Raw genomic sequence first — 14,272 nt, forward strand, 5'->3', positions numbered from 1 at the left:
GGCGAACTGGGCATGACCGGAGAGTTCCTTCCCGCGGTCCCAGGTGAGGGTCTTGCGGAGCTGCTCGGGGAGCGTGGTCATCGATGTCGTCAGCGCGGCGTTCATCGCGACGGCGCCGTAGCCGCCGAGGGAAGGACCGTTCTTCACCGGTGGCTTGTCGCCCCAGCCCTCCAGCCGAGGCAGGTGCACGAGGATCGTGGATCGGCTGCTGCGCTCGACGAGCGTGCCGATTGCGGACCGGCCGGTCCCGATGATGTAGGGGTCGGACCGGGGCGCGGTGCCGGGATTTCTCCCGGCCCGTTTCCCCGGCCCGCCCTCCGCACCGGACGTGCGACTCTCATCGCATCCGGCGCTCCACGGACTGCCACTGTCAAGCAGGGACCAAGGTCTCTGCTCTGCTGGTCCACGGTGTGGGGATGTTGCTCGCCCGCCACCGATACCGAGTAATCGGGACGGTGGTGGTGTCGAACATGATGACCCCGTTCTCTTGCGGACGATTGCCTGGCCTGCCGGTCAGGAACCGCCGGTGGAGATCCGCCCACGTGATCCGTTTGTGCCGTTTGAGCAGCCATTGGGTGACCCGATGCCAGGCGAAGGCATCGAGGTAGCCGAACGTTGCTTTCGACACACCGTGACGGAAATACGCACACCATCCTCGGAGCACCGGATTGAGGCGCCCAAGGAGATCAGCAAGTCCATGATGACGTGCCTTCTTCGTGAGGGCCCGCACCTTCGCCATGATCGAAAGCAACGCTTTCTTCGACGGATAGGTGTAGACGCTCATCTTGTTCGTGCCCTTCCTGCGGCGCCGCTGGATGCGGAACCCGAGAAAGTCGAACCCCTCGTCCAGGTGACATACCCGGGACTTTTCGGCGGACAACCGCAGCCCCAGAGGGGCTATCACGTCCGCAACTTCGTCCCAGAGTGCGTCCGCATGCGCTTTGGTCCCGACCACCATGATCACGAAATCGTCCGCGTAGCGCACAATTCGGTAGGTGGCCCCGCCGCGTTTGCGGTGCACCTCGCGCCGATAGGCACTCCCGTGGGAATCCCATTTCGCACAGAAATGTGCATCCAACACCGACAGAGCAATGTTGGCGAGCAACGGTGAGAGTACGCCCCCAACGCAATGGGCAACTTCTGCTTCGATGTCACGCTGAGCTATCGGCGGCTGGAACGTCCACGGCGTGTCGCGAAGGGCATGTGACATGTTCAGTAGTACGATTATGTCATGCCTGATGGTCGTGTGCGTGCTGGCGCTGCGGTGTACGCCCAGCGGGTCAACGCGGCGGCGGAGCTGCTGGAGTCGGGGGTGCCGGTGGCCGAGGCCGCGCCCATCCTGGCGGAGCGGTTCGGCTGCTCGGTGCGGCAGGCGCGGCGGTACGCCGACCGCGCCGCTGAGGGCGGACGGGCCATCGTTCCGGAGGAGACGACGGTGTTCACCGTCAAATTACCTGCGGCGCTGGCGGTTCGGGTGCGCGAGCAGGCCAGGGAGTCGGGGAGCACGATCTCCGCCCTGGTCGCGCAGGCGTTGACCGAGTTCTTGGCGCGGGGCCGCAGAAAGCCTCGGCGCAGGTGAACGACCGGGTGGTCGAGACACAGTTCGTCTTCGACCGCCACGCGGCCACGGATGTGTCGGTGGCCTACTCCATTCTGGTACCACAGCGACGGGCCCGTATCGAACGTGCCGGTCAGGAAGGACGACCGCCCCATGACGAGCGCGGTGATCTACGCCCGGGTGTCCTCGGCCCGGCAGAAGAAGGACGAGACGATTCGCTCGCAGACGGCGGCGCTGCGCGCACACGCCGAGCAGTTGGGACTTGAGGTCCCCGACGAATGGGTCTTCGAGGACGAGGGACACTCCGGGGCCACCCTGATCCGCCCGGCCCTGGAACGGCTGCGGGACCTGGTCGCAGGGGTCGGGGTGGACGTGGTGCTGTGCTACTCCCCGGACCGGTTGGCCCGCAAGTTCGCCTACCAGGCCCTGCTGATCGAGGAGTTCACCCGCGCCGGAACCCGGGTGCAGTTCGTCCAGGGCCCGCGCGGCGACTCCCCGGAGGATCAGCTGCTGGTGCAGTTCCAGGGCATGTTCGCCGAGTACGAGAAGGCGCAGATCCTCGAGCGTTACCGCCGCGGCAAGACCCACCGCGCCAAGACCGGGTCGATCAACGTGCTCTCCGGCGCCCCGTTCGGCTACCGCTACGTCCGCAAGAGCGACCACGCCGGCGCCGCCTACGAGGTCGTCGAGCACGAATCGGTGCTGGTCACCGAGCTGTTCCGCCGCTACGCCGACGACGGCGCCTCCATCGCCGAGCTGGCCCGCTGGCTCACCGAGCAGGGTGTGCCCACCCGCACCGGCAAGCAGCGCTGGGACCGCTCGGTGCTCTGGGGCATGCTGCGCAACCCCGCCTACGCCGGCCGCGCGGTGTTCGGCAAGACCATGGTCGTGCACGAATCCCCCGGGCTGAACCGGGTCGCGCGACTGCAGGGACGATCCACGCCCCGCGCGTCCAAGACCGTCGACCGGCCCCGCGATCAGTGGACCGAGATCGCCGTCCCGGCGATCGTGACCGACGAGACCTTCGACCGGGTCGCCCGGCGCCTTGCCGACAACAAGCGATTCGCCTCCCGCAACAGCAAAACCCCGTCGCTGCTGCAGGGCCTGGCCGCCTGCTCGGGCTGCGGATACGGCTACTACCGCACCTCGACCCGCACCACGAACAAGAAGATCTACTACTACCGGTGCCTGGGCTCGGACGACTACCGATACGAGGGCGGCCGGGTCTGCACCAACAAACCGGTCCGCGCCGACTACCTCGACACCGTCGTCTGGGACCACATCACCGGAATGCTCGCCAATCCCCAGCTGATCCGCACCGAGATCGACAAACGGCTCGACAGCGCGCGCACCTCCGACCCGGCCGCAAAGGAGCGAAAACGTCTGGAGACGGCACTGGCCAAAGCCAGCACCGGGATCACGCGCATGATCGAGGCGTTCGGAGAGCAACTGATCACCATCGACGAACTGCGCGCCCGCATGCCCGACCTACGTGCCCGGGAAACCAACCTGCACAACCAAATTGAGGCACTCGACACCCAGCTCGCCGACCGCGAGGCCTACCTCAAACTCGCCTCCGACCTCGAAGGCTTCCTCACCCAACTCCACACCAAGGCCGAGATCTCCACCGTCGGCGAACGCCAACGCGTGCTCCGGCTGCTCGTCAAAGACGTCCTCATCGGACCCGACAAGATCACCATCCGGCACCGCATCCCCATCCGAGAACGCACCACCGACGACGCTCAACACGCCGGCAACACCGACACGGAGGGCGACCATCCGTCGCATTGCCCATTGCGTTGGGGGCGTAAGTATGCCGCCCTGGGGCGTGCCGGCCTCGGAGTTCCTGACCGTTCCGTCGGAGGACATGATGCCCGCCTTCAGAAACGCCTTGATCAGGGCCAGAACGCGCTTGTCGACGATCCGCGTACGGACCCGTTCCATGATCGCGGAATGGGCCAGCTCGTCGAAACACGCCGCGATATCGGCCTCGAATACCCAGTGATGATTCCGGGATCCGAGAGCGTGAATCTCGGCGATCGCGTCCTGAGCGCGACGCCTCGGGCGGAAACCGTAACTGACCGGTTTGAAGTCCGCCTCGAAGATCGGCTCCAACACCAGCAACAACGACGCTTGCACGGTGCGGTCCATCGCGGTGGGGATACCGAGCCGCCTGAGTTTGCTGCTCCCCGGCTTCGGAATCAGTCTTTCCGCCACCGGCAGAGGAGCAAAGGTCCGAGACTTCACCTGGTCTCGAACCTGCCCCAGGAATACCACCGTCTCGGCGTCTCCCGTGATGGATGCTGGTGCCAGCCGGTCGACACCGGCCGACCGTGCGCCCTTGTTGCCCCGCACCCGGTCCCACGCGACGGTGAGAAAATCCGGGTGGTGGACGAGATTGAACACATCATCAAAGAGGCGGTCGGGATCGTCGACCGCCCAGTGGTGCAGCTTGCGTTGCATCTGTCGTACCCGCCACGCCGCCCGATCGGGATCGGGCCATGACAGCTCACCGGTATTCACCAGCGCCTCCGTTCGTGTCTTACTTGCTGCATCAATTCCGCTGGGGCCCTTCGCCATGTGCGAGGCTTTCCCCCGCTCGGACTACTACGGCCCCTCCGCCCCACCGCGTGGCCATCGACAGACGACGCGTCAACCCGCCCAGTCGACCCCTGGATGAGGCCGATGTTCGGGAGCCTCGCGGTGGTTCCCACGTTCACTGCGAACCGCTCGAGGAGTGAGGTGCCCAGCTATGCCCCTGCGATATCGCCACGGCTACGCCGCAGGCATTCACCGTGGCCTCCGGCGGCAGCGACCTTAACCGCCACCGGAGTTCCCAACACCGCAACGCGAGTGGTGTTGGTGCGCATCGCAGACCAGCCCGAATCCACCGGGTTAGAGCTGGCGGGAGACTTGAGAGGCGTTAAAACACTGGTTCCTCGCGTACACCTTCTCCTCATGCTTGCCGGACCCAGACCATCCGGTAGTGCTGGCCTGTCCCGTCGTTGTCGGGGCTGCTTGCCGCCCTCACCGTCGTCTCCCGGTTCAGGCTGCCCCCAGCTTCGTTATGCTGCTGCGACAGCACAACGGCGCAGGTCTTTCACCTCCGCTCGGTTACACAGCGCCTCGTGGCGCACCAGATCCCCCTCCCAATGCCCCGGAACGGCGCGATCGGCGGCTTCGGCGGGGCGTTCGCTGAGCACGACGTCCTCGGTGACATGCCCTTGCGGCTTGTTCTGCGACCGCGCTCGGGGAACCCGCAGCGCCCGCCCGGTGCGCAGGCACGCGACCAACTCCCGTTTGAGCGCGCCACGGCCCTCGATGAACAACGATTGGTAGATCGCCTCGTGGCTGATGCGCATGGACTCATCATCGGGGAAGTCGATCCTGAGCCGGTGCGAGATCTGTTCCGGGCTCCACGCCGTCGCCCATGGCCTGTCCTGCCGATGCGGCTTGTTCAGCCCCTTCCATGCGGGCGTCTCAGGCCCACGGACGATCGTGCCGTCGGGTCTGCGGACGCTGCCGGAGAGCCGCTCCTGCACGTACTTTCGCAACCCGTCGTTGCCCACGAGCTTCGCCGTCTTCGGCCGCTTCGCGGCCTGTTGCGCTTTCCACTGCGCCACCAGGGCCCGGTAGACCGGCTTGCCGCCCCGGGTCGCCGCGTTGCGGCGCAGTTCGCGTGAGATCGTTCCCGGGTCACGTCCGATCCTGCGGGCGATTTCGCGCACGCCAACATCCTGGGCGCGCAACAGCGCGATCTCCTCACGCTCGGCGAACGACAGGTAGCGGCCCGTGGGCTCGTCCAGGCTGATCGGCGGCATGCCACCAGCGTGACGGAACCAACGGCACCCGACCGGCCATGACACGCCGACGGCCTCCGCGGCCTCGACCGTCGTCACTCCCGATGCGATCCGCCGCCAGAAGTCCCGCTGCACCGCACGAGAGGGCTCCGGCCGGCCCGGTGAACGCATCGGAGGTCGCAATGCCCTGTCCGCCGCCCACTGCCGCCTGGCACCCACCGGCGCCTGAGACATCTGCTTGTTGCTGTATCCCATTGCACACCTCCGTGATCGAGGTGTTGCATCGACCGGTTGAGCCCGCCCAATATACGGCTCTGCGATTCGGGGAAACCCTGTTCCTGCAAGGACTTCGGCCGTCGATCGGGTCGGTAGGTGACGCCTACGATAATGCCCTGGCGGAGACGACGATCGGGTTGTACAAGGCCGAGTGCATCGCCGACGATTCCCCGTTCCGCAAGGGGCCGCTGCGCACCATCGGTGACGTCGAGGAGGCCACCTCGGCGTGGGTGCACTGGTACAACACCGGCCGGCTCATGCATCGTCTCGGGCGGATCCCACCGGCCGAGTACGAAGCCAAGTACTACGCTGAACACCGTGCCGATCAACCGGTCGCACACAAATGACAGTGTGTGCATGAGACCCGGGATGGTTCACTACCGTTTTTGACAATGGGGACCGCCTTCCATGGGCCGAGCCCGTGGCCGCACATCACCCGCGCGATCCGCACGCGCGGGCCCCGCCATGCCGCGATCGCCCACCTCGGCCAAGACGCCCCTACCCTGCTGCCGCTGCGTGCCGGCGACGTCCTCGTCGTCAACGCCTCCCGCGCCGCAGTGCGCGCGCACGCCACACTTAGTACTTCACGAATCCCCATCTGCGCGACTACCGGAACGATCGCATTCCCGGCTTCAGCAATCTTGAGCTTTTCGGATACTCTGCGGCACCTCACGCAGTTGAAACGATTATGCTCAGTGAAACACAACACGTGGACGTTGAGAGGAACGTGATCAAAACCTCTTGTATCGGTTGCAAGTCAGGTTTGGCAGCAGAGAGTCGGACAACCTTGTATCGTTTCTATCATGGGTCGAATTCCTGTCGACCCGAGAAGCCTGAGGAGAACCCACAGTGGCTGCGCCTGTGCGATTGATCATCGATACAGATCCAGGAATTGACGATGCGTTGGCGCTGGCGCTGGCGGTGACGAGCCCAGAGGTCGATCTGCTTGCCGTCACCACGGTCGCGGGAAACGCTCCGGTCGAGGAAGCGACCGACAACGCGCTGCGGCTGCTGCGCGCACTCGGGCGGGACGACGTTCCGGTCGCGGCGGGCGCAACCCGCGCGCTCGTCCGCATCGGGACGCACAACCAGCTCTCACCGCACGGCGAGAACGGGCTGGGCGGCGTCGAGCTTCCTGCGCCGACTCGTTCGTTGTCCGAGGAACACGCCGTCGGACTCCTCGCGTCGGTGCTCCGTGAGGCCGCACCGCGGTCCGTGACGATCGCGGCGATCGGTCCGTTGACGAACATCGCCCTGCTCGTCGCCATGCACCCCGAGTTGATCGACCGGATCGACAAGCTGGTGATCATGGGAGGGAGCACCGGCCGGGGAAACATCACGCCGGTTGCAGAGTTCAACATCTGGTCCGACCCCGAGGCGGCGCAACGCGTCTTCGCATGTCCGCACCTCGAAACCTGGCTCCTGGGACTCGATGTCACGCGACGTTCGACTCTGGACGAGACAGCGCTCGCAATGCTCGAGGCGCGGTCACATACCGGGTCACTCCTCGCGACGATGATCCGAGGCTACGGTGACATTCAGGCCGACGGCTGGCCCATGCACGACGCCTTGGTGATCGCGGCGATTGTCGATCCTGCGATCGTTCGATTGCAGACCGCGGCAGTCGAAGTCGAGACCGGTGTCGGTGTCGGTCGCGGACAGACGGTGTGCACGCTGTCGGACTCCGTCACCACGTCCGGAGGGTGTGCCACGCCGGGTACCCGTCTGGCGGTCGATCTGGATGTCGACCGATTCCGTGACCTCGTGCTCACCCGCGTCGCGGGTCTCGCTGTGGCACCGGCCTGAAGAGGCCGAACGACTGCGCGTAGCGGACACTGCACAAGGCTGCCGTTGGGCCAGGCGTTCGTGCGAACTCACACTTCTACGAGCGCCCCCGCCACATCGGCGGGCGGACGGACATGCCGAGGTCGTGTGGGGTAACCGATCGCCACGGCGCCGAGCGGCTTCCAGTTCGACGGCACACCCAACTCCGTGCGCACGATCCCCGGCGCAAAGATCGTGGATCCGATCCAACAACTGCCCACTCCCCTTGCGGCGAGGGAAACCAGGAGTCCTTGCACCGCCGCGCCGACCGCCACGGTGAACATCGTCGACTCGGCTCGTCGACGGTGCGCGTCCGGGTAGTCGTGAGCACCATCCGGTACACAGAAGGGGACGATGACTTCCGGGGCGTCGAACAAAATGCTGCCACGGGCGATTCGCCGCTCCACCCGCTCCGGGGGCAAGCCGTCGGCGGTCAGATCGATCCGCCACTGCTTGCGCATGGCGGCGAGGAGTCTCGCGCGTGCCTCGTGCGACCGCAGCCATACAAATCGCACTGGATGTGTGTGGTGCGGGGCTGGTGCGGTCAGGGATTCGGCGACCGCCTGCGTGATGAGCTCTGGGCCGACCGGCCTGTCGCTGAAAGCGCGAACCGAATGCCGCAGCAACTGGGCCTCACGGCGGCCCTGTGCCAGCGCCTCAGCGGTGCCGAGCCAGACCAAGTCCTCCTGGCCGGAACGCAGCAGATCGGTTGCACCGGAGCCGTCGTCGTGTGTTTTCAGTCCCCGAATAACAGCGACGGGGATTCCTGCCACCTTGCCTTTCACCAGATCGGCGGCAGCCGCGAGTTCGTCGGCCACCGCCACCTCGGTTACCTCCAACACGTTGCCCTGCGCGTCCCTGGTGCCGGCGTAGCCGTGGAGAACCGCGATGCCTGCGCTGCCGATCGCTGCGTCGGTTTGCCCCCGTCGCCACGCGCGGCCCATCGTGTCCGTGATGATCACCGCCACGCTGACACCGAGCAGATGCTGCAGCCCTGACCGGATCGACTGCGCGCTCTCATCGGGGTTCTCTGGTAGTAGTGCCAATTCGTGCGAGTAGACGTTAGACCCATCGATTCCCGAAGCGGCCTGCACGATCCCCAGACGGTTCTCGGTGATGACGGTGGACCCCTTGCGGGCAACGACACGAACGGCTTCCTGCTCGACCAGAAGCGCCCGGAACTCCCCCCGATCGTGAGGTCCTGTTGGAGCATCGACGATTCGTCCCTCTGCCTTGGACACAATCTTGCTCGTGATCACGACGATGTCGTCGTCGACCAACCAAGGCGCCTGGCTAGCGATGTGTTCGGCAACGTCGTCTCCCGGCCGGAACTCCGGAAGACCTGTCACGGGAAACACATGGAGTCCGCTGACAGAGCCGTGGTCGGCGACGTCCGGGGCTCCAAAGGGCTGAGCGGCCGCCTTCATCGTTGATTCTGCAATCGAGGAGTTCGGATAATCCGATCCTCTTCTGCAAGTCGCAACTTCGCCTGTTGCAGTAGTTCTTCCCGCCGACTCTCCGCGAGTTCGGGAGTCACGTTCGACGACAACAGTGCGATCATTTTCTTGAAGTACGGGCGCGGAGGCACGCCGAAGGTAATGAATATGTCATCCGCGGTTCCGCCACCGAAGGGCTGCCAGTGGCGCGCGAAGTCGATCATCGCAGCCTCGTGTTTGTCCAAGAACGCGAACTCGCGCCCCGACCGCAGAGCAGCCATGCGGGCGCCGAACCCCAACGCCCGGACCGTGCGCAGGTCGGAGGCGGTGTCCACGTCTGACTTCAGCGAAGTCCATTCACCCTCGAGAACCATAGCGCCTGACGCCTGATGGGCGAGCGCCGAACCGATGCCGAAGGCCGGGAACAGTCCTTCGCCCGCCGCCGATAGCAGCAACGTTGTGCCCTTTCCATCCCGGTCGGCGCAGAACGCACGCCTGCCGTCGGCAGCCGAGATGAATGCGGACAATTCGCGATGCCGAAGCGCTGGAAGATCTGCGGGCAGCGCACCTACCACTCGGCCTGGGCGTTCCCGCTCCAACAGGGCCGCGGCGTGGTTCAATGCCGCGTTCACTCCCCCGGCTGGCTCGTTTCCTAGTACGCGTGCACCGAGGCGTTCGACGTTGCGCGCCACGACCGGGTCCGGGGTGACGACGAGCACCGAGTCGACCGCTCGTGCCCGCAGCGCAGCGCAGACCGTGTCGAGCACGAGCGCCAGGACCAGCCTCTTGTGCGCGTTCATCTTTCCGGTACCGCCGTCGGCCGCGCCCCGGAGTCGTGTTTTCGCCTCGGAGAGTGACTTGACCGGAATTATCAGGTCGATGGGATGCGGATTCGTCATTACAAGACTCGGATTCTCGGGTGGGTCTTTCACATCGTCGGTTACCGCGCCGAGGCGGGGAGGTCTTCGCAGCTGGAGAGCAGGCTCGCTGCGGCCGCGTCCAGGAAGACCCGGGTCGCGTGCGAACCGAGCGCCCCCGCTGCCGGTAGCTGCTGAGGCGTCACCCCGTCCTCCATCAGTGCCGCGACTGCAGACGCCTTGGCGTCGCCGGTAGTCATCAGCCACACTTCGCGGGAGCGCGTGATCGCCGACAGGGTCAGCGAGATCCGGGTGCTCGGCGGCTTCGGGCAGTTGTACACCGCCACCACTTCACGTTGCTTCTCCAGCACTGCCGGTGAGTCCGGGAAGATCGAGGCGACGTGACCTTCCTCGCCCATCCCGAGGAGGCAGATGTCGAACAGAGGCGTCCTGTCCAGGCGACCGTACGCGCACAGTAGCGCCTGGTAGGCGTTTGCCACTGCGGTGGCGTCGTTGCCGAAGCCGCCGTCGGAGGGCGCCATGACGTGCACACGGCTCGGGTCCACGGGCAGGTGGTCCAGCAGGGCCTCGCGCGCCTGCTTCTCGTTACGGTCGGGGTGGTGTCGGGCCACGAAGCGCTCGTCGCCCCAGAAGAAGTTCACTCGATGCCAGTTGACGATGTCGCGATTCGGGGCGGTGCGTAGTCTCTCGAGCACCGCTGTCCCGGTTCGTCCTCCGGTGAGCACCAACGATGCGTAGGCGCGCTCTTCCTGCGCCTGGGCAAGAGTCGAAAGCAACCTCGACGCGACGTCACCGGCGAGCTGTTCGCCGTCGTCGTAGGTATAGGGGATTGGCTTCGAGACAGCGGAAGTGGTTCTTGTTGTTGTCATCTGAGGATCACCTCTGGTGAGTGTGTCGGCGCACCGTGCAGATCGAGCTGGTGGGTGGGAGGCGTCAGGTAGTTGGTCGTGCGCCGTCGCAGGCGGCGGCCGATTCCCTGCACCACCGCGTCCAGGTCTGTCTCGTCGAGTTGCTGGCCGTGGGCGGCGCCGGCGGCGCGGCTGATGTTCTCGTCCATCAACGTCCCGCCGACGTCGTTCACTCCGGCTTGGAGCAGTTGACGGACCCCGTCGAGTCCGAGCTTGACCCACGAGGCCTGCACGTTGTCGATGAGCCCGTCGTAGACGATTCGCGCAATCGCGTGGACCAGCACTACTTCTCGCCAGGTCGGACCGCGGCGCGCACCTCGCTTGAGGTAGATCGGAGCGGCCATGTGTACGAACGGAAGACCGACGAACTCGGTGAACCCGCCGGTCTCGCGCTGGAGTTCTCGGGTGCGGAGGAAGTGGCGCGCCCAGTGCACGGGCTCCTCGACGGTTCCGAACATCATCGTCACGTTCGACGTCAGGCCCATCGAGTGGGCGACGCGGTGACATTCGAGCCACTCCTCGGTGTCGATCTTGTCCGGGCAGAGGATTGCCCGGACGTCGTCGTCGAGGATTTCCGCGGCGGTGCCCGGGAGCGACTTCAGTCCTGCGTCGACCAATCGCTGTAGGTACTTCTCGAGCGGCTCCCCGAGCCGCTTGGCTCCTTCGGTGACCTCAAGGGCGGTGAAGCCGTGCACGTGGATGTCGGGCGCTGCTTCCTTCGCCGCGCGGCAGACGTCGATGTAGTAGTCGCCGTCGAAGGAGGGATGGATGCCGCCCTGTAGGCAGACCTCGGTGCACCCGAGATCCCACGCCTCCCGGACACGGCCGGCGACTTCCTGAAGGGTCAGCAGGTACGGCTTGCCTCGCAGGTTCAGCGACAACGGTCCCTTGGAGAACCCACAGAAGGTGCACTTGAAGGTGCAGACATTGGTGTAGTTGATGTTTCGGTTCCGCACGAATGTCACGTCGTCACCGACTGCCCTGGAGCGGAGGTGATCGGCGAACTCGGCGACCTCGGCGACCTCTCCCCCGCGGGCTCCGAACAGGGTGACGATCTCGTCTACTCCCGGTTCCTGCCCCGAGGCGATACCGTCGAGGACGTCCGTGACGGGCCCGCCGAACCCTCGCCTGCGGCTCGGCACCAGATCGGTGGGCGCGAACTCCGACCCGGAGCTCCAGACGGTCGAGCGTCGACCGATCTGGACGACTTCCGCCCCGGTGCCGACGTTCTTCGCGTCGGCGTGGCTCTCGGGGAACATCGCACCCGGGTCGTCGCGGCCGAGCGACTCGGCGTCCGACCGGTCCATGATCGCGAAGCGCAGATCGGGGTCGATCCATTGGTCGGGGCGGCGCGCGAACTCGGGGTACACGGTGAGGCGAGGTGTGAGGAACTTGCCGTGACGTTCGGTCACCTCGCGGAGCCGGTCGAGCGAGGGCCACGGCCGTTCCGGGTTGACGTGGTCAACCGTCACCGGGGACACACCACCGAAGTCGTCGATCCCCGCATCGAGCAGCGGACCGAAGTCTTCCGACAAGTTCGGGGGTGCCTGCAGGTGCACATCCGGCGGCAAGATCAACCGCGCCATCGCGATCGTGCGGAGGAACTCGTCCTGCGGGCAAGCGGGTTCGTTGCGCATCACGGTGTCCGGTTTGGGCATGAAGTTCTGCACGATCACTTCTTGGACATGCCCGTAGCGTCTGTGCAGGTCGGCGATGGCTCGCAGCGCCGTGACACGGTCCTGCGGAGACTCTCCGATGCCGACGAGGATCCCGGTCGTGAAGGGAATCGCGAGTTCGCCCGCGGCTTCCAGCGTGGCCAGTCTGCGTTCGGGTGTTTTGTCGGGCGCACCGCGGTGGGCCATCAGCGTCGGGTTCAACGACTCGATCATCATGCCCTGGCCGGGGCTGACCGTCCGCAGCAGCGACAGAGCATCCGGTGCGAGGGCTCCGGCGTTGGAGTGCGCCAGCAAACCCGTCTCCGCGGTCACGAGCCGGCACATTGCGGCCAGGTACTCGACGGTGGAGCCGTAGCCGTGATCGGCCAGCCATTGGGCCGCGACGTCGTATCGGTCTTCGGGCTGTTCCCCCAGCGTGAACAGCGCCTCGTGGCACCCCGCCTGCGCCCCCTGCGCCGCGATCGCGAGCACCTGATCGGGCGTGAGGTACGGCGCCTCCGCGCGTGCGGGTGAGCGGGAGAAGGTGCAGTAGCCACACCCGTCGCGGCACAGTGCGGTCAACGGAATGAAGACCTTCGGTGAATACGTCACCCTCGTCCCGAAGAGCGCATCGCGTAGTGCGGCTGCCCGTTCCATCAACTCCGGAAGAGGAAGGGTGAGGACGGTCGCGTCATCGACCGACGGTAAGTTCGTGGTGCCGAGCTGGTGGATTGTTGACTTCGTACCTATATCGAGACTCATGGTGGGATGCTCTCTACGCCTCTACCGGTGTGATGAGAACCCCCGAGTGTGGCTCGGCGGCTCCCACTTCGATCGATCAGAACAACTGGTACTCGCTGCCGAACACTTCGCTGACGGATCCGCCTCGGAAGACCTGGCTGATCGAGTCGGCGAGGACGCCGGCGCAGGACAGCACGCGGACGTTGGCCGGTGCCTGGGGCGATAGTGCGATCGTGTCGGTCACGACGATCTCTTCGAACGGCGATGCGGCGAGGTTGTCGTAGGCCTGGCCGCTGAACACCGGGTGGGTCGCTGCGGCGAACACCCTCGACGCTCCTGCCCTCATCACCATCTCCCCCGCAGCACGGAGGGTGCCGGCGGTATCGATCATGTCGTCGACGATGATCGCGGTCTTGCCCCGCACATCTCCGATCACGTGACCTATCTCGGCGACCTGATGTCTCGGGCGTTCCTTGTCGAGAATCGCGAGATCGGCGCCGACGCACTGGGCGAAACTCTTGTTCAGCTTCACCCGGCCGGCGTCGGGTGCCACCACTACGAGGTCCTCCATCTCGAGATCGATGAAGTACTGAGCGAGCAATCTCATTGCCGTCATGTGGTCCACCGGGATCTTGAACATGCCCTGGAGCTGTCCGGCATGCAGATCCATCGCCAGGAGTCGGTCTGCTCCCGCCGATTCGAGCATCCGGGCGACCATACGCGCGGAGATCGGCTCACGCGGGGCGCTCTGCTTGTCCTGCCGCGAGTACCCGTACCACGGCGTGACGGCGATGACGCGGTGCGCACTGGCGGCCACCGCGGCGTCGATCATCACCATCAGCTCCATCAGTGCGTCATTGGTGGTGACCCCGGTATCGGGATTGGTACATGTCGGCTGAACGATGAAGACGTCGGCGTCGCGGATCGACTCCTCGAACCGGCAGTACACCTCCCCGTTCGAGAAGGTCTTCAGCACAACCGGACTCAGCCCCACGTCCAGCTCGGCACCGATCGCTTTCGCGATGTCGGGGTTGGCTCGACCGGAAAACAGTTTCAACCGCTTGCCGTAATTCATCGGCATGCTCGTTGCGGTACCCACGGACGTGGCGCTGTCCGCACCACTTCGTGTCGGGATGCTTCTCAAGGCGGCCACCGTTCAAGGACCTCACTGTCGTATTGGTGGAAGGTAGTACTGA

General features: G+C 65.5%; 9 protein-coding genes and 5 pseudogenes. 5 read left to right on the forward strand and 9 right to left on the reverse strand.

Annotated elements, in window-relative coordinates:
- Both RJ1_RS37080 and RJ1_RS37085 read right to left on the reverse strand, forming a co-directional pair.
- Positions 1-255, reverse strand: a pseudogene (locus RJ1_RS37080) (IS30 family transposase); the annotation flags it as partial.
- Between the two features lie 115 nt (positions 256-370).
- On the reverse strand, positions 371-1,210 hold the full coding sequence (locus RJ1_RS37085) for a group II intron maturase-specific domain-containing protein (RefSeq protein ID WP_255284934.1): 840 nt from the start codon (positions 1,208-1,210) through the stop codon (positions 371-373).
- A gap of 21 nt (positions 1,211-1,231) precedes the next feature.
- Between RJ1_RS37085 and RJ1_RS37090 the strand changes: the two genes are divergently transcribed.
- Together RJ1_RS37090 and RJ1_RS48230 are read left to right on the forward strand one after the other, a co-directional pair.
- Positions 1,232-1,579, forward strand: a complete 348-nt coding sequence (locus RJ1_RS37090) for a ribbon-helix-helix protein, CopG family (RefSeq protein WP_073368127.1) — start codon at positions 1,232-1,234, stop codon at positions 1,577-1,579.
- A 132-nt stretch (positions 1,580-1,711) separates the two neighbouring features.
- Positions 1,712-2,830 (forward strand): annotated as a pseudogene (locus tag RJ1_RS48230) (recombinase family protein); the annotation flags it as partial.
- A gap of 216 nt (positions 2,831-3,046) precedes the next feature.
- Here the strand turns inward: RJ1_RS48230 and RJ1_RS49055 are convergent.
- Together RJ1_RS49055 and RJ1_RS37105 are read right to left on the reverse strand one after the other, a co-directional pair.
- Positions 3,047-4,138 carry a reverse transcriptase domain-containing protein gene (locus RJ1_RS49055; RefSeq protein WP_338049596.1) on the reverse strand — a complete coding sequence of 364 codons (1,092 nt, stop codon included), beginning with the start codon at positions 4,136-4,138 and terminating at the stop codon, positions 3,047-3,049.
- A gap of 554 nt (positions 4,139-4,692) precedes the next feature.
- Positions 4,693-5,592, reverse strand: a pseudogene (locus RJ1_RS37105) (transposase); the annotation flags it as partial.
- A 65-nt stretch (positions 5,593-5,657) separates the two neighbouring features.
- Here RJ1_RS37105 and RJ1_RS37110 point away from each other — a divergent pair.
- The 3 genes and pseudogenes from RJ1_RS37110 to RJ1_RS37120 all read left to right on the forward strand — a co-directional run.
- Positions 5,658-5,981, forward strand: a pseudogene (locus RJ1_RS37110) (integrase core domain-containing protein); the annotation flags it as partial.
- A gap of 45 nt (positions 5,982-6,026) precedes the next feature.
- A pseudogene (locus tag RJ1_RS48240) lies at positions 6,027-6,209 on the forward strand (hypothetical protein); the annotation flags it as partial.
- A gap of 274 nt (positions 6,210-6,483) precedes the next feature.
- Positions 6,484-7,440 carry a nucleoside hydrolase gene (locus RJ1_RS37120; RefSeq protein WP_240319650.1) on the forward strand — a complete coding sequence of 319 codons (957 nt, stop codon included), beginning with the start codon at positions 6,484-6,486 and terminating at the stop codon, positions 7,438-7,440.
- 68 nt (positions 7,441-7,508) lie between these two features.
- Here RJ1_RS37120 and RJ1_RS37125 read toward each other — a convergent pair whose 3' ends face one another.
- The 5 genes from RJ1_RS37125 to RJ1_RS37145 all read right to left on the reverse strand — a co-directional run bounded on the left by RJ1_RS37125 (position 7,509) and on the right by RJ1_RS37145 (position 14,151).
- Positions 7,509-8,885 carry a coenzyme F420-0:L-glutamate ligase gene (locus RJ1_RS37125; RefSeq protein WP_073368133.1) on the reverse strand — a complete coding sequence of 459 codons (1,377 nt, stop codon included), beginning with the start codon at positions 8,883-8,885 and terminating at the stop codon, positions 7,509-7,511.
- Positions 8,882-9,793, reverse strand: coding sequence for a 2-phospho-L-lactate guanylyltransferase (gene cofC / locus RJ1_RS37130; RefSeq protein WP_073368136.1), 912 nt, complete (start codon positions 9,791-9,793; stop codon positions 8,882-8,884). Before cofC ends, RJ1_RS37125 begins: the two co-directional genes overlap by 4 nt.
- A gap of 41 nt (positions 9,794-9,834) precedes the next feature.
- Positions 9,835-10,641 (reverse strand): 6-phosphogluconolactonase, encoded by an 807-nt coding sequence (pgl, locus tag RJ1_RS37135; RefSeq protein WP_073368139.1) that lies wholly within the window; start codon positions 10,639-10,641, stop codon positions 9,835-9,837.
- Positions 10,638-13,097 (reverse strand): 5-amino-6-(D-ribitylamino)uracil--L-tyrosine 4-hydroxyphenyl transferase CofH, encoded by a 2,460-nt coding sequence (cofH, locus tag RJ1_RS37140; protein ID WP_073368142.1) that lies wholly within the window; start codon positions 13,095-13,097, stop codon positions 10,638-10,640. Before cofH ends, pgl begins: the two co-directional genes overlap by 4 nt.
- A 76-nt stretch (positions 13,098-13,173) precedes the next feature.
- Positions 13,174-14,151: a ribose-phosphate diphosphokinase gene (locus RJ1_RS37145; RefSeq protein WP_073368189.1), complete on the reverse strand. Its 978-nt coding sequence runs from the start codon at positions 14,149-14,151 to the stop codon at positions 13,174-13,176.
- Positions 14,152-14,272 lie beyond the last annotated feature (121 nt).

Origin of the sequence: Rhodococcus jostii NBRC 16295, from assembly GCF_001894825.1 — a bacterium.
GTDB lineage: Bacteria > Actinomycetota > Actinomycetes > Mycobacteriales > Mycobacteriaceae > Rhodococcus_F > Rhodococcus_F jostii.